The 21,832-nt window shown below is 72.5% G+C and carries 22 protein-coding genes; 7 read left to right on the top strand and 15 right to left on the bottom strand.

Annotation, left to right across the window (positions count from 1 at the left end; translation table 11 throughout):
* Positions 1–23 precede the first annotated feature (23 nt).
* Positions 24–719 carry a hypothetical protein gene (locus RE421_RS00265; RefSeq protein ID WP_309812494.1) on the bottom strand — a complete coding sequence of 232 codons (696 nt, stop codon included), beginning with the start codon at positions 717–719 and terminating at the stop codon, positions 24–26.
* Positions 720–880: 161 nt separating this feature from the next.
* Between RE421_RS00265 and RE421_RS00260 the strand changes: the two genes are divergently transcribed.
* Together RE421_RS00260 and RE421_RS00255 are read left to right on the top strand one after the other, a co-directional pair.
* Positions 881–1,093 carry a DUF3073 domain-containing protein gene (locus tag RE421_RS00260; protein WP_309812491.1) on the top strand — a complete coding sequence of 71 codons (213 nt, stop codon included), beginning with the start codon at positions 881–883 and terminating at the stop codon, positions 1,091–1,093.
* A gap of 50 nt (positions 1,094–1,143) precedes the next feature.
* Positions 1,144–2,067, top strand: coding sequence for a Sir2 family NAD-dependent protein deacetylase (locus RE421_RS00255; protein WP_396134662.1), 924 nt, complete (start codon positions 1,144–1,146; stop codon positions 2,065–2,067).
* Between the two features lie 82 nt (positions 2,068–2,149).
* Here RE421_RS00255 and purM read toward each other — a convergent pair whose 3' ends face one another.
* The 8 genes from purM to RE421_RS00215 form a co-directional block, all read right to left on the bottom strand.
* Complete coding sequence (purM, locus tag RE421_RS00250; RefSeq protein WP_396134537.1) at positions 2,150–3,364, bottom strand: phosphoribosylformylglycinamidine cyclo-ligase; 1,215 nt, start codon at positions 3,362–3,364, stop codon at positions 2,150–2,152.
* Positions 3,361–4,959, bottom strand: coding sequence for an amidophosphoribosyltransferase (gene purF / locus RE421_RS00245; RefSeq protein ID WP_309812485.1), 1,599 nt, complete (start codon positions 4,957–4,959; stop codon positions 3,361–3,363). The genes purM and purF overlap by 4 nt, the downstream gene beginning before the upstream one ends.
* Entirely contained in the window at positions 4,940–5,377 is a 438-nt protein-coding gene (locus RE421_RS00240; protein ID WP_309812483.1) for a hypothetical protein, read from the bottom strand. Before RE421_RS00240 ends, purF begins: the two co-directional genes overlap by 20 nt.
* The gene (locus RE421_RS00235; RefSeq protein WP_309812480.1) at positions 5,346–6,731 is read right to left on the bottom strand and encodes a hypothetical protein; all 1,386 of its coding nucleotides are present in this window, start codon (positions 6,729–6,731) and stop codon (positions 5,346–5,348) included. The genes RE421_RS00240 and RE421_RS00235 overlap by 32 nt, the downstream gene beginning before the upstream one ends.
* Before the next feature lie 72 nt (positions 6,732–6,803).
* The gene (locus tag RE421_RS00230) at positions 6,804–7,184 is read right to left on the bottom strand and encodes a sterol carrier family protein (protein ID WP_309812477.1); all 381 of its coding nucleotides are present in this window, start codon (positions 7,182–7,184) and stop codon (positions 6,804–6,806) included.
* A gap of 20 nt (positions 7,185–7,204) precedes the next feature.
* Positions 7,205–8,251 carry an asparaginase gene (locus RE421_RS00225; RefSeq protein WP_309812475.1) on the bottom strand — a complete coding sequence of 349 codons (1,047 nt, stop codon included), beginning with the start codon at positions 8,249–8,251 and terminating at the stop codon, positions 7,205–7,207.
* A gap of 10 nt (positions 8,252–8,261) precedes the next feature.
* Positions 8,262–9,353 carry an asparaginase gene (locus RE421_RS00220; RefSeq protein WP_309812472.1) on the bottom strand — a complete coding sequence of 364 codons (1,092 nt, stop codon included), beginning with the start codon at positions 9,351–9,353 and terminating at the stop codon, positions 8,262–8,264.
* 64 nt (positions 9,354–9,417) lie between these two features.
* A complete protein-coding gene (locus RE421_RS00215; RefSeq protein ID WP_309812470.1) occupies positions 9,418–9,681 on the bottom strand; it encodes a hypothetical protein in 264 nt (87 codons plus the stop codon).
* A gap of 52 nt (positions 9,682–9,733) precedes the next feature.
* Between RE421_RS00215 and purD the strand changes: the two genes are divergently transcribed.
* Positions 9,734–11,020: a phosphoribosylamine--glycine ligase gene (purD, locus tag RE421_RS00210; RefSeq protein WP_309817496.1), complete on the top strand. Its 1,287-nt coding sequence runs from the start codon at positions 9,734–9,736 to the stop codon at positions 11,018–11,020.
* Positions 11,020–11,919, top strand: coding sequence for a phosphoribosylaminoimidazolesuccinocarboxamide synthase (locus RE421_RS00205; RefSeq protein WP_309812467.1), 900 nt, complete (start codon positions 11,020–11,022; stop codon positions 11,917–11,919). The genes purD and RE421_RS00205 overlap by 1 nt, the downstream gene beginning before the upstream one ends.
* 109 nt (positions 11,920–12,028) lie before the next feature.
* Here the strand turns inward: RE421_RS00205 and RE421_RS00200 are convergent, their stop codons facing one another.
* The 5 genes from RE421_RS00200 to RE421_RS00180 all read right to left on the bottom strand — a co-directional run bounded on the left by RE421_RS00200 (position 12,029) and on the right by RE421_RS00180 (position 19,328).
* The gene (locus tag RE421_RS00200) at positions 12,029–12,193 is read right to left on the bottom strand and encodes a hypothetical protein (RefSeq protein WP_309812462.1); all 165 of its coding nucleotides are present in this window, start codon (positions 12,191–12,193) and stop codon (positions 12,029–12,031) included.
* A 49-nt stretch (positions 12,194–12,242) separates the two neighbouring features.
* The gene (locus tag RE421_RS00195; RefSeq protein WP_309812460.1) at positions 12,243–14,108 is read right to left on the bottom strand and encodes an ABC transporter ATP-binding protein; all 1,866 of its coding nucleotides are present in this window, start codon (positions 14,106–14,108) and stop codon (positions 12,243–12,245) included.
* On the bottom strand, positions 14,105–15,979 hold the full coding sequence (locus RE421_RS00190) for an ABC transporter ATP-binding protein (protein WP_309812457.1): 1,875 nt from the start codon (positions 15,977–15,979) through the stop codon (positions 14,105–14,107). The genes RE421_RS00195 and RE421_RS00190 overlap by 4 nt, the downstream gene beginning before the upstream one ends.
* A gap of 152 nt (positions 15,980–16,131) precedes the next feature.
* The gene (locus tag RE421_RS00185; RefSeq protein ID WP_309812455.1) at positions 16,132–17,103 is read right to left on the bottom strand and encodes a metallophosphoesterase; all 972 of its coding nucleotides are present in this window, start codon (positions 17,101–17,103) and stop codon (positions 16,132–16,134) included.
* Between the two features lie 11 nt (positions 17,104–17,114).
* Positions 17,115–19,328: a transglycosylase domain-containing protein gene (locus tag RE421_RS00180; protein WP_309812453.1), complete on the bottom strand. Its 2,214-nt coding sequence runs from the start codon at positions 19,326–19,328 to the stop codon at positions 17,115–17,117.
* Between the two features lie 76 nt (positions 19,329–19,404).
* Here RE421_RS00180 and RE421_RS00175 point away from each other — a divergent pair, with 76 nt between their 5' ends.
* From RE421_RS00175 to RE421_RS00165, 3 genes are all read left to right on the top strand, one after another.
* A complete protein-coding gene (locus RE421_RS00175; protein ID WP_309812451.1) occupies positions 19,405–19,557 on the top strand; it encodes a hypothetical protein in 153 nt (50 codons plus the stop codon).
* The gene (locus RE421_RS00170; protein ID WP_309812448.1) at positions 19,554–20,015 is read left to right on the top strand and encodes a RidA family protein; all 462 of its coding nucleotides are present in this window, start codon (positions 19,554–19,556) and stop codon (positions 20,013–20,015) included. The genes RE421_RS00175 and RE421_RS00170 overlap by 4 nt, the downstream gene beginning before the upstream one ends.
* A gap of 94 nt (positions 20,016–20,109) precedes the next feature.
* Positions 20,110–21,087: an NUDIX hydrolase gene (locus tag RE421_RS00165; RefSeq protein WP_309812447.1), complete on the top strand. Its 978-nt coding sequence runs from the start codon at positions 20,110–20,112 to the stop codon at positions 21,085–21,087.
* A gap of 4 nt (positions 21,088–21,091) precedes the next feature.
* Here the strand turns inward: RE421_RS00165 and RE421_RS00160 are convergent, their stop codons facing one another.
* Positions 21,092–21,769, bottom strand: coding sequence for a Crp/Fnr family transcriptional regulator (locus RE421_RS00160; protein WP_115933361.1), 678 nt, complete (start codon positions 21,767–21,769; stop codon positions 21,092–21,094).
* Between the last annotated feature and the right edge of the window lie 63 nt (positions 21,770–21,832).

Raw genomic sequence — 21,832 nt, 5'->3', positions numbered from 1 at the left:
CCGGCTGGTCACTGCGGGCGGGGTCAGCCCTCGTCCACGTGGTCGGTCCAGTCCTCGAAGGCCGGGTCGGCCACGAGGGACGTGTCCAGGGTGCCCTCGTGCGCCACGGCGAGGCAGTCCACCCGGCGGTCCCCCTCCGCCCAGGTGCCCTCGGCCGGGTGGGAGATCTCCACGATCACCTGCGCGTTCTCGGCGCTGGCCAGCTCGATGGTGGCGCAGAACCGCTCGGCGTCAGCCCGCATGTCCTCCGGGAAGGCGCGGGCGGTGGGCCACAGCTTGCGCCCCACCAACTGGGCCTCGTGGTCCCGGGTGCACTCCACCACGGTGGAGGGCTCGCCCACGGAGTCGAAGTCGGTGAGGCAGTCCCCGGGCTGGACCTGCACGGGCGGCACCTCGCGGGCCACGATCCCGTCCAGGCCGGGTTCCGCGTTGCGCGAAACGGCGGGGGAGGACTCCACCGTCTCGCCGGAGCCGTCCTCCCGCGGCGAGCTCAGCAGGGGGACCAGGACGAAGACCACGAGCGCGAGCACCACCACGGCGGTCGCCGCGATCCACCAGCCGCGCCGGATCGGCGACGCCGCCGGCGCGGGCTCCTCGGCGGGCCGGGGCGGCAGGTAGGGGACATAGCGCTCGTCGGGAGCGCCGTCGTCGGAGGTTTCCGGGGTGCCGGGGGAGTCAGGTCTTGACTCGTCCGGGGGCCCCTCGGGGCGAGTGTCCATGAATAAGATCCTTTCGGTGCCGCCACGCTGGCCGGCGGCTCCAAGGGGTGCTGAAACATGTTAACCTAGTGTCCACGAACCATCATGATCAGTGCATACCCCGGACCAGCCCTGCCTAGGGGCTGACGGCACGGGGACAGACAACAAAGGGGGTCACGCTCATGGGGCGCGGCCGTCAAAAGGCAAAAGCAACCAAGCAGGCCCGGGACATGAAGTATTTCTCCCCGGCCACAGATTTGTCGGCACTGGAGCGTGAGCTTGCCGGCAACAGCGGTTCCAGCCATGACGATGACGAGTACATCGACCACGCGGACCAGTACGCGGACTACGTGGAGCAGACCGAGGAGGACGACGACCCCCGTCGCCGGGGTTGATCGTCGCCATGACGCCGGATCCCGCGACGCCGGACGTCCCCGGGGCCACGTTGCGTCCGGGGCATCCCGCGGCGAACGGACACCAGGCCGCCCTGCGATCGATCGCCCGCATCGTGGAGGACGCGGCGCCGCCGCAGGATCCCGTGGTGGCCCGTGAGGGCATCCTGGCGTTGCTGCGCACCCGCCGACCGCTCGTGATCACCGGCGCCGGCGTCTCCACCGACTCCGGCATCCCCGACTACCGCGGCCCCCAGGGCTCGCTGCGGAGCCACCGGCCCATGACGTATCAGGAGTTCCGGCACGACGCCGGCGCCCGGCGCCGCTATTGGGCGCGGTCCTTCGTGGGCTGGCGGCAGATGGACGCCGCCGCCCCGAACCCGGCCCACCACACCCTGGCGCGCTGGGCGGGCGAGGGGATCCTGGCCGGCGTCGTGACGCAGAACGTGGACGGACTGCACGCGGCGGCGGGGACCGAGGGGCTGATCCCCCTGCACGGGGACCTGGACCGGGTGGTGTGCCTGCACTGCGGCGCGGTGGAGGACCGCCGGTCCTTCGACGCGCGGCTCGTGGCGGCGAACCCCGGCTATCTCGAGGCGGTCCAGGTGGATCCGCTGCTGGTCAACCCGGACGGCGACGTCACGCTGGACCAGCGGTGGGTGGACCGCTTCCACCAGGTGGGCTGCCTGGTGTGCGGCTCCGAGGAGCTCAAGCCGGACGTGGTGTACTTCGGCGAGTCCGTCCCGGCCGCGCGGAAGGCCGCGGCCCGGGAGGCCTTCGAGCGTGCCGGTTCCGTGCTGGCCGTCGGCACCTCGCTCGCGGTGATGAGCGGCTACAAGTTCGTGCTGGACGCGGAGCGGGCCGGCAAGCCCGTGGCGACCCTCAACGGCGGGCCCACCCGCGCGGATCCGAAGGCCCGGTACCGCTGGCGCGCCCGCGTGGCCCCGGCGCTGGCGTGGCTGGACGCCCGGCTCTGACGCAACTGGCGGTCACATCCGGCCCACTTTTCAGGGTTACCCGCCAGTAAACGGTCCGGATTCGACCGCCAGTTGCCCGGGGTCAGGCCGTGGCGTAGGCGCCGGTCAGCAGCACCGCGCCGCCGTCCACGCCCTTGGCGCCCTGCATGAAGTCGGCCCCGGCCTGCCGCGCAGAGTCCGTCACGCGGCCCACGGTGCCGGCCACCCAGGAGGGCAGGCCGCGGGCGTTCAGGCGGGCCAGCGCCGCGTCGGCCGCGGCCGGGTCCACCACGGCCACCATGCCCACGCCGAGGTTCAGGGTGCGCTCCAGGTCCTGAAGGGGCACCCGGCCGAGCTGGCCGACCAGCTCGAACACGGCGGGCAGGGACCAGGTCCCGCGGTCCACGGTGGCCATGAGCCCCTGCGGCAGCACGCGGGCCAGGTTGGCGGCCAGTCCGCCGCCGGTCACGTGGGAGAAGCCGCGCAGGGCGGGCTCGCCGGAGGGCGTGGCCACGGCGCCGGTGGTCCCGGCGACCGGGTCGCCGTTGAGATGACGCATCACGTCGAGGCAGTCCGCCGTGTAGATGCGCGTCGGCTCCAGCAGCTCCTCGCCCAGGGTGCGCCCCAGGTCGGTGACCTCACGGTCCAGGGACCAGCCGGCGTCGTTGATCACGCGGCGGACCAGGGAGTAGCCGTTGGAGTGGATGCCGGAGGAGGCCATGGCGATGACCACGTCCCCCTCGCGGACCCGCTCCGGGCCCAGCAGGGCGGAGGCCTCCACCACGCCGGTGGCGGCCCCGGCCACGTCGTACTCGTCCACGCCCAGCAGCCCCGGGTGCTCGGCGGTCTCCCCGCCCACCAGGGCGGTGCCGGCGGCCGCGCAGCCGGCCGCGATGCCCCGCACGATGTCCGCGATGCGCTCGGGGACCACCTTGCCGCAGGCGATGTAGTCGGTCATGAACAGCGGCTCGGCGCCGACCACCACGATGTCGTCCACCACCATGCCGACCAGGTCGAAGCCGATCGTGTCGTGCTTGTCCAGCGCCTGCGCGATGGCCACCTTGGTGCCCACGCCGTCCGTGGAGGTCGCCAGCAGCGGCTTGGAGTACTTCAGCAGCGTCGAGACGTCGTAGAGTCCGGCGAAGCCGCCGAAGCCGCCGACCACCGAGTCGTGGTGGGTCGCCTTGACGGCGTCCTTCATCAGCTCCACGGCCAGGTCCCCGGCCTCCACGTCCACGCCGGCGGACGCATAGGTGGTGCCGGCCGCTGAGGAGGGCACGACGCCGGCCGGGTCGTTCGGGTGCTCGGGTGCAGTCACAGCGGGGTCCTGTCGGTCGCGGTCAGCAGGTCTTCAAGGGAGGATCCGGGGCCCGGGTCCCCGCCGACGGCGCCGGGGCGCTCCTCCGGGTCCAGGGTGGAGTCCGGTGTCAGGGCGGGGGCGGCGACCGGCTTCTCCAGCAGGTCCTTGCCGCGTTCGTCCTCGCTGGGCAGCGGGATCGGGTAGTCGCCGGTGAAGCAGGCGGTGCACAGGGTGGACCGGGGCTGGCGGGTGGCCTCGATCATGCCCTCGGCGGAGATGTACTCCAGGGAGTCGGCGCCGATGGAGGCGGCGATCTCCGCCACCCCGGCGCCGTTGGCGATGAGCTCGGCGCGGGAGGCGAAGTCGATCCCGTAGAAGCACGGCCACTTGATGGGCGGGGAGGAGATCCGCACGTGCACCTCCGCGGCGCCGGCCTCCTTGAGCATGCGGACCACCGCGCGCTGGGTGTTGCCGCGGACGATCGAGTCGTCCACCACCACCACGCGCTTGCCGGCCACCACGGCGGGCTGGACGTTGAGCTTGAGCCGGATGCCGAGCTGGCGCAGCGTCTGCGAGGGCTGGATGAAGGTGCGCCCCACGTAGGAGTTCTTGACGAAGCCCTGCCCGAACGGGATGCCGGACTCCTCGGCGTAGCCCACGGCGGCCGGGGTGCCGGACTCCGGGACGGGGATCACGACGTCGGCCGCGACCGGGTTCTCCCGGGCCAGCGCGCGCCCCATGGCGCCGCGCGACTCGTACACGGAGCGGCCGCTGATGGCGGCGTCCGGCCGCGCGAGGTAGACGTACTCGAACACGCAGTGCGCCGGCTTGGCCTCGGCGAAGCGGGTCGAGCGGATGCCCTCCTCGTCGATCGCGATGAGTTCGCCGGGGGCGACCTCGCGGATGAAGGAGGCCCCGACGGTGGCCAGGGCGGACTGCTCGGAGGCCACCACCCAGCCGCGTTCGAGGCGGCCGAGTACCAGCGGGCGCACGCCCTGGGGGTCCCGCGCGGCGTACAGGGTGTGCTCGTTCATGAAGACGAAGGAGAAGGCGCCACGGATCAGGGGCAGCAGCTCGGTGGCCGTCTGCTCCAGGGTGGAGCCCTCCTCGCCCTGCAACAGGGCGGTGACGAGGGCGGTGTCCGTGGTGTTGCCCTGGGCCATCTCGCCGCGAGTCTGCCGGCCGTAGCGGGACTGCACCATCCGGTACAGCTCGGCGGAGTTCACCAGGTTGCCGTTGTGCCCCAAGGCCACGGTGCCGCCGGCGGTGGCGCCGAGGGTCGGCTGGGCGTTCTCCCAGTTGTTCCCGCCGGTGGTGGAGTACCGGCAGTGGCCGACGGCGATGTGCCCGGTCAGGGTGTTCAGGGTCGCCTCGTCGAAGACCTGGGACACGAGGCCGAGGTCCTTGTAGACGGAGATCCGCTTGCCGTCCGAGGTGGCGATGCCCGCGGACTCCTGCCCGCGGTGCTGCAGGGCGAACAGGCCGTAGAAGGCGAGTTTGGAGACCTCCTCACCCGGGGCCCAGACGCCGAACACCCCGCATTCGTCCTGGGGGCCCTTCTCGTGGGGGTCGAGGTCGTGGTTGAGGCGTCCATCACCGCGCGTTGTGGTCACGATTCCCATTCTCCCACTTGTCCGTCCACTGCTGCAGGTCATGATCCTGCACCGCGTAGTCGGCGTCCTCGTAGTCCTCGACCGCCTCGGCGGTCACGGTGTAGGTGTGCTTCCGGGAACGGCGGTCCAGCACGAGCCAGACGAGCGCGCCGAGGGCGACCCCGACGATCCCGAAGAGCACCAGGAAGTATCCGAAGAGCGCTCCGAACGTGAAGTCCTCGTTCTCCCCGCCCACCGAGGTCGCGATCAGTGCGGCGACCATGCCCAGCACGGCGCCGCCCACCAGGAAGACCTGCACCTTCGGGGCCCGCCGGACCACGAGCGTGCGGTGGTCCAGCGAGGCGGGAGCCTGCGGAGACGGTTCGGCAGCGGCACCGTCCCGGGGGTCACCGGGGGAGCCGTCGGGGGGAAAAGTCATGCCTTCCATGGTACGGGGCGTGGAGGCCTCTCCTCGCCCCGGGCAGCAGCAGGGTGGGCTGCGGCGAGAGCACGGCGGCCAGCCCGGACCCCAGAGCCACGAGCAGCAGGGTGGCGGTGGCGATGACACTGACCAGGGACGCTCCGGCGGACTGGAACGGGATGAACGTCATGGCCGCCACGAACACCAGGGCGGTGGCGATGACGGAGTACCGCGCTGCTCGGGAGGCATAGCGCCCGGAGAACGCGGAGATCAGCACCCCGACCAGGCCGATGAGCGCCACGAGGGCGGCCACGAGCAAGCCGATGACCAGAGCGCCGAGCATCGCCCAGCCGCCTCCGGCCAGCCCGCCGAAGAGCAGGGCCACCGGGATCACGAGGATCGAGGCCGGAACACCCAGTTCGCCGACCAGCGGCCCGGCCCGCGGCACCCCCGTCCCGCCGAGCGCGCGGAAGTCCAGCACGGCCCCGGCCACGGCCGCGACGGCTAGGACCACGGCGAAGACCAGCGGTAGCCAGGCACCCTGGCCGGTCTGGACGACGTCCAGCAGCGGCAGGATGAGCGCGAGGCAGGCCAGACCCAACGGGGTGGCCAGGTGGCGCAGGAACCGCCGGCCGGTGCCCTCCATCGCGGCCGTGGCGCCGGCGGCCTGGCCGGCCTGGCCGGCCAGGCCGTCGTCGGGCCCGAGTGCTCCGTCGGCTTCTCTGCCGGCACCGTCGTGGTCCGCCCGCTGCGTGCCCGGGGAACGGCGCAGGAGCACGACGGCGGCCCCCAGGCCGACGAGGCCCAGCACCGCACCCAGGGTGGAGGCGATGGTGAGCCCCGCGGGAGTGGGGGCCAGCAGCGGGATCGCCCCCCAGGCCAGCAGCGCGGCCGGCGGGGCGATGGCCGCCAGGAGGCGCGTCACGGCACCGGGGCGGCGCGGGGCGGTGGCCGCAGCCACGGTACCGGCCGCCATGGCGGCGGCGGCCAGCAGCAGTCCGGCCGTGGACAGGGTCTGCAGCAGGGCGCTGAAGCCCTCGATGCCGATCGCGCGGTCGACCGGGCCGAGGGGTATGAACGTCCGGGCGGCCCACAGGATCAGGGCGGCGGCCAGGGTCACGGATGAAAGGGTCTGGGCCGCCCGGCCGCCGGGGCCCGCCCGCCGGTCCCGGAGGGCCAGGGCCAGACCAAGGATCCCCAGGAGCCCGACGACGACGGCGAGGGTATAGCTCAGAACCCAGAGCCCGCCATCCATCGCCCCGGGTGAGGCGTTGCTGGCGACCACCGCCCAGGTCGCGAGCGAGACCAGGACGGGACCCAGGGTGTGCAGGGCGACGGCGGCGGGCAGGGCCAGGTGTCTCGCGGTCTTCACGGTGGTTCCCCCTCAGGATGCGTCGTTCCCACCGTATCCCGACGGTCATCGCCGAATCGCAGCCGCTTCGGACTACAGCGGCAGCCAGTCGCGCAGGTCGGCGCGGGAGCCGGAGGCCAGGACCTTCCCGGACCCGACGGCGGCCTCCCACCCCACGAGCCCCGTGGCCAGGTCCAGCCAGGTCGCCGGGTCCATCTCGATGACGTTCGGGGGCGTGCCGCGCGTGTGGCGGGGTCCCTCCACGCACTGGCAGACGCCGAAGGGCGGGACCCGGACCTCCACGGAGTTGCCGGGAGCCCGGGTGGCCAGCTCCTCGAGGGTGTAGCGCACGGCCGTGGCCCGGGTGCTGCGCGGCAGGGCGCCGGCCTGTTCAGAGCCGGCCGAACGGGCCCGGGACCAGACCTCGAGGGCCGCCCGGCCATCGTCGGGGGCTATGCGGCGTTTGACGGACACGGTGTCCTCCTGCTCGGTGTTCAGTCCAGCAGGGCCACGACGGGGCGGGCCAGCTGGACCCGGCCCACGGGCGTGCCGCGGCCGAGGATCTTCGGCGCCACGGTGTCCAGGACTCCCGGCAGCGCGTCCAGGTCCAGCTGCTCCGGGGCGAACTGGGCCAGCAGCACCAGGGCCACGAGGTTGCCGGCGCGCGTGCCGCCGTCGAGCGCCTTGACGGCCACCGAGGTGCCGTCAGCGGCGGCCATGACCATCACGCCGTCGGCGCCGAGCTTGGCGATCACGCCGAGCTCGCGGATGACCACCGTGTTGGTGTTGCTCTCCCCGTGCACGGCCCAGGGGTACTCCAGCATGGCCGTGGCCACGGAGGCGGCGTGGAGCTCGGCGTGGCGGCGGTGCGGGGCGGCGGCCACCTTCCCGAGGCCGCGGGCCAGGCCGGTCAGGGACAGCACGGGGGCGGGGGCGCCGCAGCCGTCCACGCCCCAGTGGGCCACCGGCTCGCCGCAGTACTCCTCGAGGACGGCGGCCACCTCGCGCTGCACGGGGTGCCCGGGGTCCAGGTAGCTGCCCACGTCATGGCCGCCGTGCCTGGCGGCGGAGAGGAACCCGGCATGCTTGCCGGAGCAGTTGTAGGCCAGCGGGGTCTGCGCCGGGCCGCCGGGGCCGGCGTCCTGGGCCATCTCGATCACCCCGGCCGGGTCCGCAGGCCACGCGGGCGGGCACTGCAGGAAGGACTCGTCCAGGCCGGCGTAGGACAGGATCGTGGCGGCGGTCTGACGATGCCGCGCGGTGCCCCGGTGCGAGCCGCAGGCCAGGGCGATCTGCTCGTCCACCAGCCGGGCCCCGTGCCGCAGCGAGGCGATGGCCTGCAGCGGCTTCAGCGTGGAGCGTGGGTAGATCGGGGCCGATGGGTTGCCGAGGGCGGCCAGGACGGAGCCGTCCGGAGCCGTGACCACGGCGGAGCCGATGGTGCGGGACTCGATGAAGCCGTTGCGGACCACGTGGACCAGCTCCTCGGCCTCACCGACGGTGAAGGTGGCGGAGGGCTGGGGGGATGGCGATGAGGGCATGGGCACCACTCTAGGTGGCGAGGACCTCCAGGACGGGGTCCGCGAGCTCGGCCCGGCCCACGGGCCGGCCCCCGCCGAGGACGGTGGGGGTGACCGCATCCAGGACGGCATGGAGCGCCCGGAGGTCCACCTGCTCCGGGGCGAAGTGGGCCATCAGGTTCAGGGCCACCATGTTGTTGGCCCGGGATGCACCGTCCAGGGTCTTCACGGCCACGGCGGTGCCGTCCGGGGCCGCTACCACCAGCACGCCGTCCGCCCCGGACTTGGCCAGCAGCCCCAGCTCCCGCAGGATCAGGGTGTTGGAACTGTTCCGGCCCTGCACCGCCCACGGGTGGCGCAGCATGGAGGTGGCCACCTGGACGGCGTGGTCGTCGATGCCCAGGCCCCGGGCGGCCCGCTCGGGGGCCGAGGCCACCCGGCCGATGCCGCGCGCCAGTCCCGCCAGGGCGAGCCGCGGTGCGGGGGCGCCGCAGCCGTCCACGCCCACGTGCGTCACCTCGGTGCTGCTGTAGTCCTGGATCACGCTCAGCACCTCGCGCTGGAGCGGGTGGTCCGGCTCGAGGTAGGTCTCCGGGTCCAGTCCGGAGGCCACGCAGGCCGCGAGCCAGGCGGCGTGCTTGCCGGAACAATTGAAGGCCAGCCGGTTGCGCCGGGGCCCGTCCTCCCGGCGCGTCCGCTCCGCCATCTTCAGCAGCTCCCCCCGGTCCTTGGGCCAGGCCCGCGGGCACTGCAGCGCTGACTTGTCCAGTCCGGCGCCGGCCAGGATCTCCCGGACGAGCCGGCGGTGACGGGAGGTCCCGCGGTGGGAGCCCGAGGCGACGGCCAGGTGGCGGGACTCCAGCTCGGCGCCGAGCCGCAGCGAGGCGATGGCCTGCAGGGGTTTGAGGGCCGAGCGGCCGAACACCGTGGCCTCGGGCGGGCCCACGGTGGCCAGCACCTCGCCGGACGGGCCGGTCACCACGGCGGCCCCGCTGTGGCGGGACTCCACCTGGCCGTTGCGGCTCAGGGAGACGAGCTCGGCGGCATCCTGCGCGGCGAAGATCCCGGGCCGGGCGGCCCACTCCGGCTGGACGGACTGTGGAGTGGTGGTGGGGCGGTTCATGCTGCTCATCGTGCGGGACCAGCATGAGCGGAAGATGAGGGCGGGATGAGCCCGGGCTGAGAGGTCAGCGGCCGCGCCGGCGCAACCACGCGGTGAGTCCCACGGCCGCGGCCAGGGAGACCAGCAGCGAGACCACCGCCACGCCCACGTCGCCGCGCTCGAAGCCGAGCATCCGGGTCCCGAACCACAGGATCAGCGCCATGGTCAGCCACACCAGGACGAACCGGTAGACCGCACTCAGGGTCCCGCCGCCGCTCCGCGGGGCGCGGCCGTAGGGGTGGCCGTAGTGCTGCTGGCCGTCGTCGGGCCCGGGGGTGCTGGACGTCATGCGCCCCATCGTACTGACGGACGCGGGCGCGGACGGTCTAGGCTTGGGCACCGTGAAGATCCTCGTCCTCGGCTCCGGCGGCCGCGAACACGCCATCATCCGCGCCCTGCAGCGGGACCCCGACGTCCGGGAGATCCACGCGGCCCCGGGCAACGCGGGCATCGCCCTCGACGTCCCGGTGCACGCGGTGGACGCCACCGACGCCACCGGGGTCACCGTGCTGGCCGGGGAACTGGACGCCGACCTGGTGGTGATCGGCCCGGAGGCCCCGCTGGCGGCAGGTGTCTCGGACGCCCTGCACCAGGCCGGGTTCACCGTCTTCGGCCCCTCCAAGGCCGCCGCCGAGCTGGAGGCCTCCAAGTCCTTCGCCAAGGACGTCATGGCCCAGGCAGGTGTCCCCACCGCCGCGGCCCGGACGTGCGCCACGGCGGCGGAGGCCGAGGCCGCGCTGGACGAGTACGGCGCCCCCTACGTGGTCAAGGACGACGGACTGGCCGCCGGCAAGGGCGTGGTGGTCACCGACGACCGCCCCACAGCCCTCGCCCACGCGCAGGCCTGCTTCGCCGTGGGCGGCACCGTGGTCATCGAGGAGTTCCTGGACGGGCCCGAGGTCTCCCTGTTCGTGGTCTCCGACGGCACCAACGCCGTCCCGCTCGTCCCCGCCCAGGACTTCAAGCGCCTCGGCGAGGGCGACTCCGGTCCGAACACCGGTGGCATGGGCGCCTACACCCCCCTCGACTGGCTGCCGGCGGGCTTCACGGAGGAGGTCATGCAGCGCGTGGCCCGCCCCGTGATCGCCACCATGGCGGACCGCGGCACCCCCTTCGCCGGAGTGCTGTACTGCGGGCTGGCCCTGACCTCCCGCGGGGTGAAGGTCATCGAGTTCAACGTGCGCTTCGGTGACCCGGAGACCCAGGCCGTCCTGGCCCGGCTGCGCAGTCCTCTCGGCCGCTTCCTCATGGACGCCGCCACCGGGTGCCTCGCCCGGACGCCGGAGCTGCAGTGGTCCGATCAGTACGCCGTGGACGTGGTGGTCGCCGCCGCCGGCTACCCGGAGGCGCCCGTCAAGGGCGGCTCGCTCACCGGCGTGGAGGCCGCCGAGGCGCTGGAGGGCGTGTCCGTGCTGCATGCGGGTACCGGCACCGGGCCCGACGGCGGACTGGTCGCCGCCGGCGGACGGGTCCTGGCCGTCGTCGGGCTGGGGGAGGACCTGTCCACCGCCCGGGCCCGCGCCTATGCGGGCGTGGACCGGATCGCGTTGTCCGGTGCCCAGCACCGCGCGGACATCGGGCTCGCGGCGGAGCGCGGCGAGATCACGATTCCCGGGGAGGCGCGCTGATGGCCGGGTTGGAGACCGAGGTGCTGGAGCTGCCCGAGTGGCGGCACGTCTACTCGGGCAAGGTTCGGGACCTGTACGAGCCGGCCGGGTCCGCCCCGGAGACGTCCGAGACGATCCTGGTCGTGGCCTCGGACCGGATCAGCGCCTACGACTTCGTGCTGGACACCGAGATCCCGGACAAGGGCAAGGTCCTGACCCAGCTCTCCCTCTGGTGGTTCGAACAGCTCCAGGTGCCCCACCACGTGGTGTCCCTGGACGTGCCGGAGGCCGTGGCGGGACGGTCCATGGTGGTGCAGCGCCTGGACATGTACGAGGTCGAGTGCATCGCCCGCGGCTACCTGACCGGCTCCGGGCTGGCCGAGTACCGGGAGTCCGGCACCGTCACCGGGATCGACCTGCCGGCCGGGCTCGTGGACGGCTCGAAGCTGGAGCCGGCGATCTTCACCCCCTCCGCGAAGGCGGATGTGGGGGAGCACGACGAGAACATCACCTTCGGGCAGATGGCCCGGCTGATCGGGGACACCCCCGCGGACCGGCTGCGCCAGCTGACCCTGGACGTCTACACGCGGGCCGAGGCGATCGCCCGGGAGCGCGGGATCATCCTGGCGGACACCAAGGTGGAGTTCGGGCTGAACGCCTCCGGGCAGATCGTGCTCGGGGACGAGGTGCTCACCCCGGACTCCTCGCGGTTCTGGGATGCCGACGACTATGCGCCGGGGCGCTCGCAGCCGTCCTTCGACAAGCAGTTCGTCCGTGACTGGCTGACGGGCCCGGAGTCCGGCTGGGACCGCGCCTCCGGTGAGGCGCCCCCTGAGCTGCCGGCCGACGTCGTGGCCAAGACCCGCGCCCGGTACGTGGAGGCCTACGAGCGGCTGACAGGCCGCGCCTTCACCGCCTGACCTGCGCCGCTGAGAGGGCCTCGGGAGCAAAGGGCCTCGTGGGTGATGGCCGTCTGCTGGTAGAGCGTCATCCTGATCCGGCCATCGAGTCACCGGTAGTGGCTGGACATCAGGGCGGTGAACGGTCCCGGTCCAGGACCATGCCGTTGACGAGCACCATGACAGCGTGCTCCGTCAGGAGATCGCCGTAGAATCTCCCGCCCCGGCCCTCGCAGAGGGCGTCCCAGCCAGCGTGTTCCAGGGACAGCAGTTCGGTGAACTCGATCCGGGCCATGCACCGAGGGTACCCCGCGGGTTCTGCCCTCACGTCTGCCCCCGCGGCGTCAGCCGACCAGGGAGTCCTTCCACGCCGCGTGCAGCTCGGCGAAGCGTCCGCCGGCGGCGATGAGCTCGGCGGGGGAGCCGTCCTCCACCACGCGGCCGTCGTGCACCACGAGCACGCGGTCGGCGATCTCCACGGTGGAGAGCCGGTGTGCGATGATCAGCGCCGTGCGGTCCCCGAGCAGCCGGGTCAGCCCCTGCTGGACCTGCCGCTCGCTCGGCAGGTCCAGCGAGGAGGTGGCCTCGTCCAGGATCAGCACGGCGGGGTCGGCGAGGAAGGCCCGGGCGAAGGAGACGAGCTGACGCTGCCCGGCCGAGAGGCGCCCGCCGCGCTTGGTGACGTCCGTGTCATAGCCCTCGGGCAGGGACAGGATGAACTCGTGCGCGCCCACGGCCTGCGCCGCGGCCTGGATCTCGGCATCCGAGGCGTCCGGCCGCCCCAGCGCGATGTTCTCCGCGACCGAGCCGGAGAACAGGAACGCCTCCTGGGTCACCATGACGACGTTGCGTCGCAGGTCGGCGGCCGAGAGACGGTCCAGCGGCACCCCGTCCAGTGTGAGCGATCCGGAGGACAGGTCGTAGAACCGGGCGATGAGCTTCACGAGGGTGGACTTGCCCGCGCCGGTCTGGCCCACCACGGCCACCGTCTGCCCGGCGGGGATGGTCAGGTCGAAGCGCGGCAGGATGAGCTCCCCGCCCCCGTAGCCGAACTCCGCGTCCGTGAACTCGATCCTGCCGTTCGACTGTCCCGCTGTGTCCGGCAGCGGCACGGGATGCTCGGCCTCCCGCACGGTGGGGGCCTCCTCCAGCAGGCCGGAGACCTTCTCCAGGGCGGCGGTGGCGGACTGGAAGGCGGAGTAGAACATGGCCACCTGCTCCATCGGCTGGAACACGCGCTTGCCGGCCAGCAGCAGCGCCACGAGCACGCCGACCGCCAGGGTTCCGTCCAGCACCCGCAGGCCGCCGAACAGCAGCATCGCCACCACGGTCAGGTTCCCCGTGATCACCAGGGTCGGCTGCAGGATGCCGAACAGGTTCAGGGACCTGACCATGTCATCGCGGTACTTGGAGGCCAGCTGGCGGTACGTGGAGTCGTTGCTGCGCTCCTTGCGGAAGGCCTGCACGGCGCGGATGCCGGTCATGGTCTCCACGAAGTGCACGATCATCCGCGCCGAGGACACCCGGGACTCGCGGTAGACCGCCTCCGAGCGGACCTGGTACCAGCGCACGGCGATGGCCACGGGCACGAACGCCACCAGCAGGATCAGGGCCGAGCGCCAGTCCAGGATGACGATCGAGATGCCGGTGAACAGCATGAACATCAGCCCGGACACGAGCGAGGAGACGCCCTGGTCCAGCAGCTCGCGCAGCGAGTCCAGGTCCGAGGTCTGCCGCGAGATGACCCGCCCCGAGGTGTACCTCTCATGGAACTCGAGGCTGAGCCGCTGCGTGTGCCGGAACACCCACACGCGCAGGTCCAGCAGCATCGCCTGGCTCACCCGGGCGGTCAGCCACGTGTAGACCCCCAGCAGCAGCCCCGCGGTCAGCGCGGCGGCCACATAGGCGCCCCCGACGCCGGCCACCACGGGCACCGCGGATTCCCCGGCGTCCAGCGCGGAGACCAGCCGAGGCAGCCCCCAGTCGATGCCCCACGCGATGATCAGGGGGAACGACGCCCGGGCGGCATTGGAGATCACCACGAGCGCCGCCGTGAGGATGAGCTTCCACTTCACCGGCCGGGCGAGGTCCTTCAGCAGCGTCCACGAGCGGGCCCGGACGTAGCTGCGTTCGGCCGGGGTGAGGTCCAGCCGCTCCTCGCCCCGGGTGCCGAGCAGGGTGGGCGGCTGACGGTCCTGGCGGCGGCTCATGGTGTCTCCTCCTGGTCCATGGACTGGACCGGCAGCATCCCGGTGATCACCCCGGAGTCCATGACCGACTCGATGGACTGGTCCTCCTCGAAGCTGGAGATGATGAACCGGTACGCGGGGGAGCGGCCCAGCAGCTCGGCGTGCGTGCCGACGTCGAGGATCCGGCCCTGAGCCAGCACCGCCACCCGGTCCGCCAGGGCGACGGTGGAGGGCCGGTGCGCCACGATCAGCGTGGTGGTCCCGGTGAGCACCCGGCGCAGGCGCTGGGTGACGAGCTCCTCGGTGCGCACGTCCAGGGCGGAGAGCGGGTCGTCCAGCACGAGGATCTCGGGCTGGGCGGCGATGGAGCGGGCCAGGGCGATGCGCTGGCGCTGCCCGCCGGACAGGCTCAGTCCCTCCTCGCCGATCTGGGTGTCCACGCCCTCGGGCATCGCGTGGGCGAACTGGGCCTGGGCGGTGTCCAGGGCCGTCTCCAGCAGCTCCCGCGCCGCCTCCGGGTCCGCGAGGACCTCGGCCGGGGCGCCCAGCAGCACGTTGTTGCGGATCGAGTCGGAGAACAGGGTGGCGTCCTCGAAGGCGATCGAGACCTTGCGGCGCAGCTCGAGCAGCTCGTAGTCCCGCACGTCCACCCCGTCCACCAGCACCCGCCCCGCGGTGGCGTCGTAGAGGCGCGGGACCAGCTGGACCAGGGTGGACTTGCCGGTCCCGGTGAGTCCCACCAGGGCCATGGTCTCCCCGGGCTCCAGGCGCAGGCTCACGTCCCGCAGGATGGGCTCGGCGTCCGCGGCGGCGTCCGGGAAGCGGAACGCCACCGACTCGAACGCCAGCCCGCCCCCGACCGCCGCCGGAGCACCCGGGTGCCGGCCGCCGTCGGGCCCGGCGATGTCCACGGCGGTGTCCATGACGTCCAGATGGCGGTCGATGGCGGTCTTGGCGGACAGGGACATGCCCATCAGCTGGCCCACGGACTCCACGGGGCCGGCGAGCACGGCGGTGGTGGCGAAGAAGGCGGCCAGCGCGCCCACGGTGAGGTCCCCGGTGGCCACGAGGTAGATCCCGGCGGCCAGGGAGAGCCCGATGACGGTCTCCGGCAGGGCGACGATCAGGGCGATGAACTGGGAGAGCACCGTGGCCTTGCGGACCTCGGTGCCGCGCAGCGTGTCCGCCTGGCCCCGGAACCCCTCCAGGGCCTCGCCGCCGCGGCCGAAGGCCTTGAGCACGCGGATCCCGTGCACCGACTCCTCCACCGTGGTGGCCAGGTCCCCGGCCTGGTCCTGGGACAGGCGGGACGCGGCGCGGAAGTCGTTGCGGAAGGCGAAGGACCGCCACATGATCGGCACGGCGCCGGCGAGGTAGATCAACCCGAGCACCCAGGAGGTGTTGAACAGCAGCACCAGCCCCACCGTGATCGTGACGATCGAGACCACGAACATCACCGTGCCGAAGGCGATCCACCGGCGCAGCAGGGACAGGTCGCCCACCGAGCGGGAGAGCAGCTGGCCGGAGGGCCACGCGTCGTGGAAGGAGACCGGGAGCCGCTGGAGCCGCGTGAACAGAGCGGTCCGCGCGCGGTTCTCCACCCCGGCGGCGGGCGGCAGGATGAAGAAGCGCCGGCCGAAGATCAGCAGTCCCTCGGCCAGCCCGAGCCCGATCATGACCCAGACGGCGGTCCAGATGTCGGCGACGGAGCCGCCCGGGTGCAGCACCGAGTTCACGAGCCGCTGGATCACCTGGGGGATGGCCAGCGCCACCAGCCCGGCGAGCATGGCCGAGACCAGCCCGGCGACCCAGCGCCAGCGCACGCCCTCCAGGTAGGGGGAGAGACGGCGGATGGCCTCGACGAGGCTACGTTCCCGCTCGGGCGTGGACACGGCAACCCCTCCTGGCGGACTCCGGCGGCCCGCGCGGATGCGGGCGGCCGATCCACCATCCTACGACCGCGGCCGAGGTTCTGAAAGATCCCTTTGAAAGCCGGGAGAGCCGGTCGGGGCCGGGGCGGGGTCAGGCCGTCGTCAGGCGGCTGTCAGGCCGGGGCGACGACGTCCAGCACGACCGCCTCGGGCCGGCAGGCGAAGCGGACCGGTGCCTTGGGAGAGGTGCCGATCCCGGCGGAGACCTCCAGCGGCACCGTGCGCGCGCCCGCGCTCCACGAGGTCAGCCCGGAGGCCTGCCACGTGGGCAGGTCGCAATTGGTCACGAGTGCCCCGTAGAACGGCACGCAGATCTGGCCGCCGTGGGTGTGACCGGCGAAGAGCACGTCCGCGCCGTCGACGGTCATGGCGTCCAGCACGCGGCGGTAGGGCGCGTGCGTCACCCCGATCCGCAGGGAACGGGCCGGCAGCGCGCTCTCCCCGGGGAAGCCGGGCCACTCGTCGCGCTCGAGGTGCGGGTCGTCCGTGCCGGCGAAGTCCAGGCGGACACCGTGCAGCACGCGGGTGTCCTGTCGGTTGGAGAGGTTGAGCCAGCCGCGCGACTCGAAGGCGCCGAACAGCTCCTGCCACGGCAGCTCGGTGCGGTCCGGATCCTGGGGGGAGGGGCCGGCGAGGTAGCGCAGGGGATTGGCCGGCTTGGGTGCGTAGTAGTCGTTGGAACCGGGTACGAAGACCCCGGGCACGTCCAGCAGCGGGCCCAGGGCGTCCAGCAGCAGCGGGACGGAGGCGGCGGAGGCGATGTTGTCCCCCGTGTTGACCACCAGGTCCGGCTCCACCGCGGCGAGGGAGGACAGCCACGCGAGCTTGTCCCGCTGGGAGGGCACCAGGTGGATGTCCGAGAGGTGCAGGATCCGGAACGGCCGCCCGCCGGCCGGCAGGATCGGCAGCCGCTCGGTCCGCACCGCGAAGTTCCGGGCCTCCACGAGCCCGCCCCAGGCCACCAGCCCGGCGCCGAGTGCGGTCAGGGCGCCAGTGGCGGCCGCCGCCGTCGTGACGGCGGGAACCCATCGGGAACGACGCCGGCCGATCGTCCGCCGCGTGCTGCGCGCCTGTGCGTGTGCCATGGAGATCGGCCTCAGTCCTCGGTGGAGACGGCGACGCTCGGGTCATGGAACGGCTGGGGTCCGGGCCGGCCCTCGACCGTGACCCTCTCCCCACCCTCGCGCGACCCCATGGTCCGCGGGTCGGAGGCCGGCCCGTCGTAGGCGGTGAAGTCCGCGGTGTCGTACTGCGGGGCGGCCTGGGACATATAGTCGGCCCACATGGGTCCGGCGATGATCGAACCCCACACGTCCTCGTAGAGCACGCCGCCGATCCGGTGCCCCTCCAGGGAGACCAGGTTCCGGTAGTTGCCGACCCAGGAGGCGGTGGTCAGGCCCGTGGTGGAGCCGATGAACCAGGTGGACGACGAGGCGTTGTTCGTACCCGTCTTGCCCGCGATCGGGAAGGAGATGTCCTCGGCGATGCGCTCGGAGGCGATGGCCTTGAGCGTGTTGTTCAGCTCCGCCACCTGCTGGGTGTCCGCGACCTTCTCGCAGTTCACCGGGGGTACCTGGTAGGAGTTGCCGCGGCTGTCCGTGACCTCGGTGATGACGCGGGGCTCGCAGTAGTTGCCGTCGTCGGCCAGGGTGGCGTACGCCGCGGCCATGGTCAGCGGGGAGACGTACTCCGAGCCCAGCAGGAAGGCCTGCTGTGCCGGATTGATGGGCTCGCCAGTCCCCGCATTGTGGATGCCGACCCGGTCGGTGACGTCGGTGATGGCGCACAGGTCCTGGGCATAGGCGGCGGCCACGGTGGCGGTGTTGATGGACCAGTAGAGGCCGTAGTCGGCCCGCATCGGCTTGTGCATGTCCGCGATGGCGTTGCGAACATCCCAACCGTCTTCGTCCCTCACCGGGAAGTATCCGCCCTCGGCGCATGAACCCCGGAAGTTCGAGTAGGTCGGGTAGTTGTTGATGCTCGCGTCCAGGGTGTCCGTCATGGAGTAGCCCGACTCGATGAAGGACAGGAACACGAAGGGCTTGACGGTGGAGCCCATCTGGAACCCCTGGCCGCCGCCCATCGGCTGGTCCACGTTGAAGTTGATCGTGGTGCCGCCCTCGGTGTCGCCCGGATCGTAGTTCGTGTTCTGCGCCATGGCGCGGACGTTGCCCGTGCCCGGCTCCACGGTGACGAGGGAGGCGCCCAGCTCGCCCTCCAGGCCGGAGGAGTTCTCGAACGTGGTGTACGGGGCGTTGGCCTTGGCGGTCTGCTCGGCCTGGTTCTGCAGGTCGGAATCGAGGGTGGTGGTGATCTCCAGCCCACCCCGGTCCAGCAGCCGCTGGCGGGACTCGACGTCCGGGCCGAAGGCCTCGGAGCCCTCCACCACGCGCCGGACGTAGTCGCAGAAGTAGTTGGCCGTCTCGGCGGCCATGCACCCCGAGGGCAGCGGGTTGGTCTCCTGCGGCAGGGGCGCCTGGACCGCCTCGTCGTACTCGGCCTGGGTGATGACGTCGTTGCCCAGCATGGCTCCCAGCACCACGTTGCGGCGCGCGGTGGCGCCTTCGGGGTTGTTGACCGGGTTGTAGCCGTTCGGGGACTGCACCATGCCGGCGAGCAGGGCGGACTCCGGCACGTTCAGCTCGGCGGCGGACTTGTCGAAGAAGTATCGGGAGGCGGCCTCCACGCCGTAGACGCGGCCGGAGAACAGGACGATGTTGAGGTAGCCCTCGAGGATCTCGTCCTTGGTCATCTCCTTCTCCACGGCCACGGCGAGCTTCATCTCCCGTAGCTTGTCCGCCACGGACTTGGTGCCGGAGATCGTGGTGCGCTCGTTGTTCAGGTACTGCGCGTTGATCAGCACGTTGTTCACGTACTGCTGGGTGATGGTGGAGGCGCCCTGGGTGGAGTCCGAGGTGGCGTTGTTCACGAGCGCGCGGGTCAGTCCGCGGGCGTCCACGCCGCTGTGCTCGTAGAACCGTTCGTCCTCGATCGAGATGATGGCGTCCTGCATGTTCTGGGAGATCTCGTCCAGGGACACCGGCACGCGGTTCTCGGCGTAGAAGGTGGCCAGGACGGCACCGTCCTTGTCCAGCACGCGGGAGGGGACGGAGAGGGGCTCCTCCTTCAGCTCGGCCGGCAGCTGGTCCAGCATGTCCCCGCCGGCCGTGGCGGTGGCCCCGCCCACGGCGGCCATCGGCAGCAGCAGTCCCGCCGCGAGGACACCGCACAGCGCGCTGATGCCGAGGAACGCGACGATTTTGCCCAGCGTGGTGGCAGTGTCGAAGAAGGGGGACTTGCGATTGGCCATGGGGAGTATTCTACCGGCCGCGGGCCCCGCCGCAGGGGACCTCTGTGGCCGGGCCCGATCCGGTTAGGCTGGGCCCATGACAACCTGGGAATACCTGATCACCCCGCTGCCCCTGCACACGCCCAAGCAGGTCCTGGACATGCACGGCGCCGAAGGCTGGGAGCTGGTGAGCATCGTGACCGGCCCCGTGGGCGGATCCGTGGCCTACCTGAAGCGTCCGAAGCAGTGAGCGCCGTCGAGGCCCGGCTGGCCGAGCTGGGGCTGTCCCTGCCCCCGGTCGCCGCCCCCGTGGCCGCCTACGTCCCCGCCGTCGTGGACGGCAACCACGTCCACACCTCCGGGCAGCTGCCCTTCCAGGGCGGGCAGCTGCCCGCCACGGGCAAGGTCGGCGCCGAGGTCGACCCGGCGGAGGCCGCCGCGCTGGCGGGGATCTGTGCCGTCAACGCCCTGGCCGCCGTGAAGTCGGTCATCGGGGACCTCGACCGGATCGAACAGGTCGTCAAGGTCGTCGGCTTCGTCTCCTCGGACCCGTCCTTCACCGGCCAGCCCCAGGTCGTCAACGGGGCCTCCGAGCTGCTGGGCCAGGTCTTCGGCGAGGCCGGTGCGCACGCCCGCTCCGCCGTCGGGGTGGCCGTGCTGCCGCTGGACTCGCCGGTCGAGGTCGAGGTCACCGTCCGGTTCAGCTGAGCCCACCGCTCCAGCTGACGACGCCGGCCCCGCGCCACCCATGAGCCCGTCCCCTTCGCCGCCGCGCCGGTCTCCGGCGCCGGACCCGGATTCCGTGCCGGCCCCCCGGGCCGGCCTGGCGGTGGGCCACGGGCCGGTCCACCGCGCCGAGCGCCCCCTGCAGCCCCGCGAGTTCGCGCTGCCCGAGTCCGAGGTCGCCGCCGCCCGCAGCTGGTCGGTACATGGGGAGCGGCGGCCGCGTGCCGCGCGTCGGGCCTCCTCCGTGGCCGTGGTCCGGGACGGGCCGGACGGCGTGGAGACCCTGCTGCGCTACCGGGCGGGCCCCACCCCGCTGGGGACGGTGGCGTTCCCCGGGGGGTCGCTCGACGCCGCGGACGAGGATGACTGCACGTGGTTCGGCCCCACGCCGGCCCACTGGTCGCGCGTGCTCGGCGCGGGGGACCACCGCGTCGCCCGGCGGCACCTGGCCGGGGCCGTCCGTGAACTCTTCGAGGAGACCGGGATCCTGCTGGCCGGCCCGGACCAGCACGCCGTCGTCACCAATCCCGGGGGCGGCGAGTGGATGGAGGCCCGCGTGGCCCTCGACCGCCAGGACATCACCCTGCCCGAGCTCGCCAACCGGCGCGGCATCGGACTGCGGACGGACCTGCTGCGGGCCATCGGCCGGTGGCACAGCCCGCACTTCTCCCACCGCCGCTTCGACACCCAGTACTTCGCCGTGGCCGTCCCGCACGGGCAGGACACCTCGCTGCTGGAGGGCAAGGGGCGGTGGTCCGCCTGGACGCCGGTACGGCAGGTGCTGGCTGGGCGGGACTCCACCGCGCTGGGGGACGCCATCGGGCGCGAGGACACCGTGGGACGGGTCCTGGGCCAGCTGACGGTGCCCGCGGTGGAACTGCTGCTGGAGCGCATGGCCGCGGCCGGAACCACGGTCGAGTTCCTCATGGACCTGACCATCCGCGGCAGCGTGCCGGAGTTCACGCCCGATCTCCAGGGCCGGCCGGAGGGGCCCGACGGCGGCCGGTTCAGTCTCTCGGTCGACCTGCCGGGCGGGCGGTGGGCCCGCCCCTAGGCGATCAGCGGGAGCGCTGGCGCAGGCGCTGCAGGTCCAGCACCACCACGGCGCGGTTCTCCAGGCGGATCCAGCCGCGCTGCACGAACTCGGCCAGGGCCTTGTTCACGGTCTCGCGGGAGGCGCCGACCAGCTGGGCCAGCTCCTCCTGGGTGAGATCGTGGGCCACCAGCAGGCCGTCGTTGGCCGGGCGGCCGAAGCGGTCGGCCAGGTCCAGCAGCGCCTTGGCCACGCGGCCGGGGACATCGGAGAAGACCAGGTCCGCGAGGGACTCGTTGGTCTTGGACAGCCGCTGGGCCAGGGCCCGCAGCAGCTGCATGGAGACCTCGGGGGTGGACTGGATGACCTTGCGCAGGTTGTCGTGGCGTAGGCCGGCCAGGCGGGCGGCGGACACGGCGGTGGCCGTGGCCGTGCGCGGGGCCGGGTTGAACAGGGCCATCTCGCCGAAGACCTCGCCCGGGCCGAGGATGGCCAGCAGGTTCTCCCGGCCATCCGGGGCGGTGCGGCCGAGCTTGATCTTGCCGGACATGATGACGTAGAGCTGGTCGCCCTGGTCGCCCTCATGGAAGGCCGAGGCGCCGCGGGAGAGCTCCACCTCAGTCAGCTCGGAGGTCAGTGCAGAGAAGACCTCGTCATCCAGGTTGGTGAACAGCGGGGCCTTGCGCAGTACCTCGAGATCCATGTGTCCTTCGTCCTCACTGTCGACTGGCATGCCGGACATCTTTCGACATGCGGGGCTGTGCTG

It is taken from the genome of Citricoccus sp. I39-566 (assembly GCF_031432995.1).
GTDB lineage: Bacteria > Actinomycetota > Actinomycetes > Actinomycetales > Micrococcaceae > Citricoccus > Citricoccus nitrophenolicus_A.
Note: the sequence above shows the minus strand (reverse complement) of the source record. Positions and strands in the feature narration are given on the sequence as shown.

Bases quoted from the DNA above. Each gene is read 5' to 3' on its own strand.
- RE421_RS00265 (WP_309812494.1), bottom strand. From the start codon at position 719: ATGGACACTCGCCCCGAGGGGCCCCCGGACGAGTCAAGACCTGACTCC.
- RE421_RS00260 (WP_309812491.1), top strand. From the start codon at position 881: ATGGGGCGCGGCCGTCAAAAGGCAAAAGCAACCAAGCAGGCCCGGGAC.
- RE421_RS00240 (WP_309812483.1), bottom strand. From the start codon at position 5,377: ATGACTTTTCCCCCCGACGGCTCCCCCGGTGACCCCCGGGACGGTGCC.
- RE421_RS00225 (WP_309812475.1), bottom strand. From the start codon at position 8,251: ATGCCCTCATCGCCATCCCCCCAGCCCTCCGCCACCTTCACCGTCGGT.
- RE421_RS00220 (WP_309812472.1), bottom strand. From the start codon at position 9,353: ATGAACCGCCCCACCACCACTCCACAGTCCGTCCAGCCGGAGTGGGCC.
- RE421_RS00215 (WP_309812470.1), bottom strand. From the start codon at position 9,681: ATGACGTCCAGCACCCCCGGGCCCGACGACGGCCAGCAGCACTACGGC.
- RE421_RS00205 (WP_309812467.1), top strand. From the start codon at position 11,020: ATGGCCGGGTTGGAGACCGAGGTGCTGGAGCTGCCCGAGTGGCGGCAC.
- RE421_RS00200 (WP_309812462.1), bottom strand. From the start codon at position 12,193: ATGGCCCGGATCGAGTTCACCGAACTGCTGTCCCTGGAACACGCTGGC.
- RE421_RS00195 (WP_309812460.1), bottom strand. From the start codon at position 14,108: ATGAGCCGCCGCCAGGACCGTCAGCCGCCCACCCTGCTCGGCACCCGG.
- RE421_RS00185 (WP_309812455.1), bottom strand. From the start codon at position 17,103: ATGGCACACGCACAGGCGCGCAGCACGCGGCGGACGATCGGCCGGCGT.
- RE421_RS00180 (WP_309812453.1), bottom strand. From the start codon at position 19,328: ATGGCCAATCGCAAGTCCCCCTTCTTCGACACTGCCACCACGCTGGGC.
- RE421_RS00175 (WP_309812451.1), top strand. From the start codon at position 19,405: ATGACAACCTGGGAATACCTGATCACCCCGCTGCCCCTGCACACGCCC.
- RE421_RS00160 (WP_115933361.1), bottom strand. From the start codon at position 21,769: ATGGATCTCGAGGTACTGCGCAAGGCCCCGCTGTTCACCAACCTGGAT.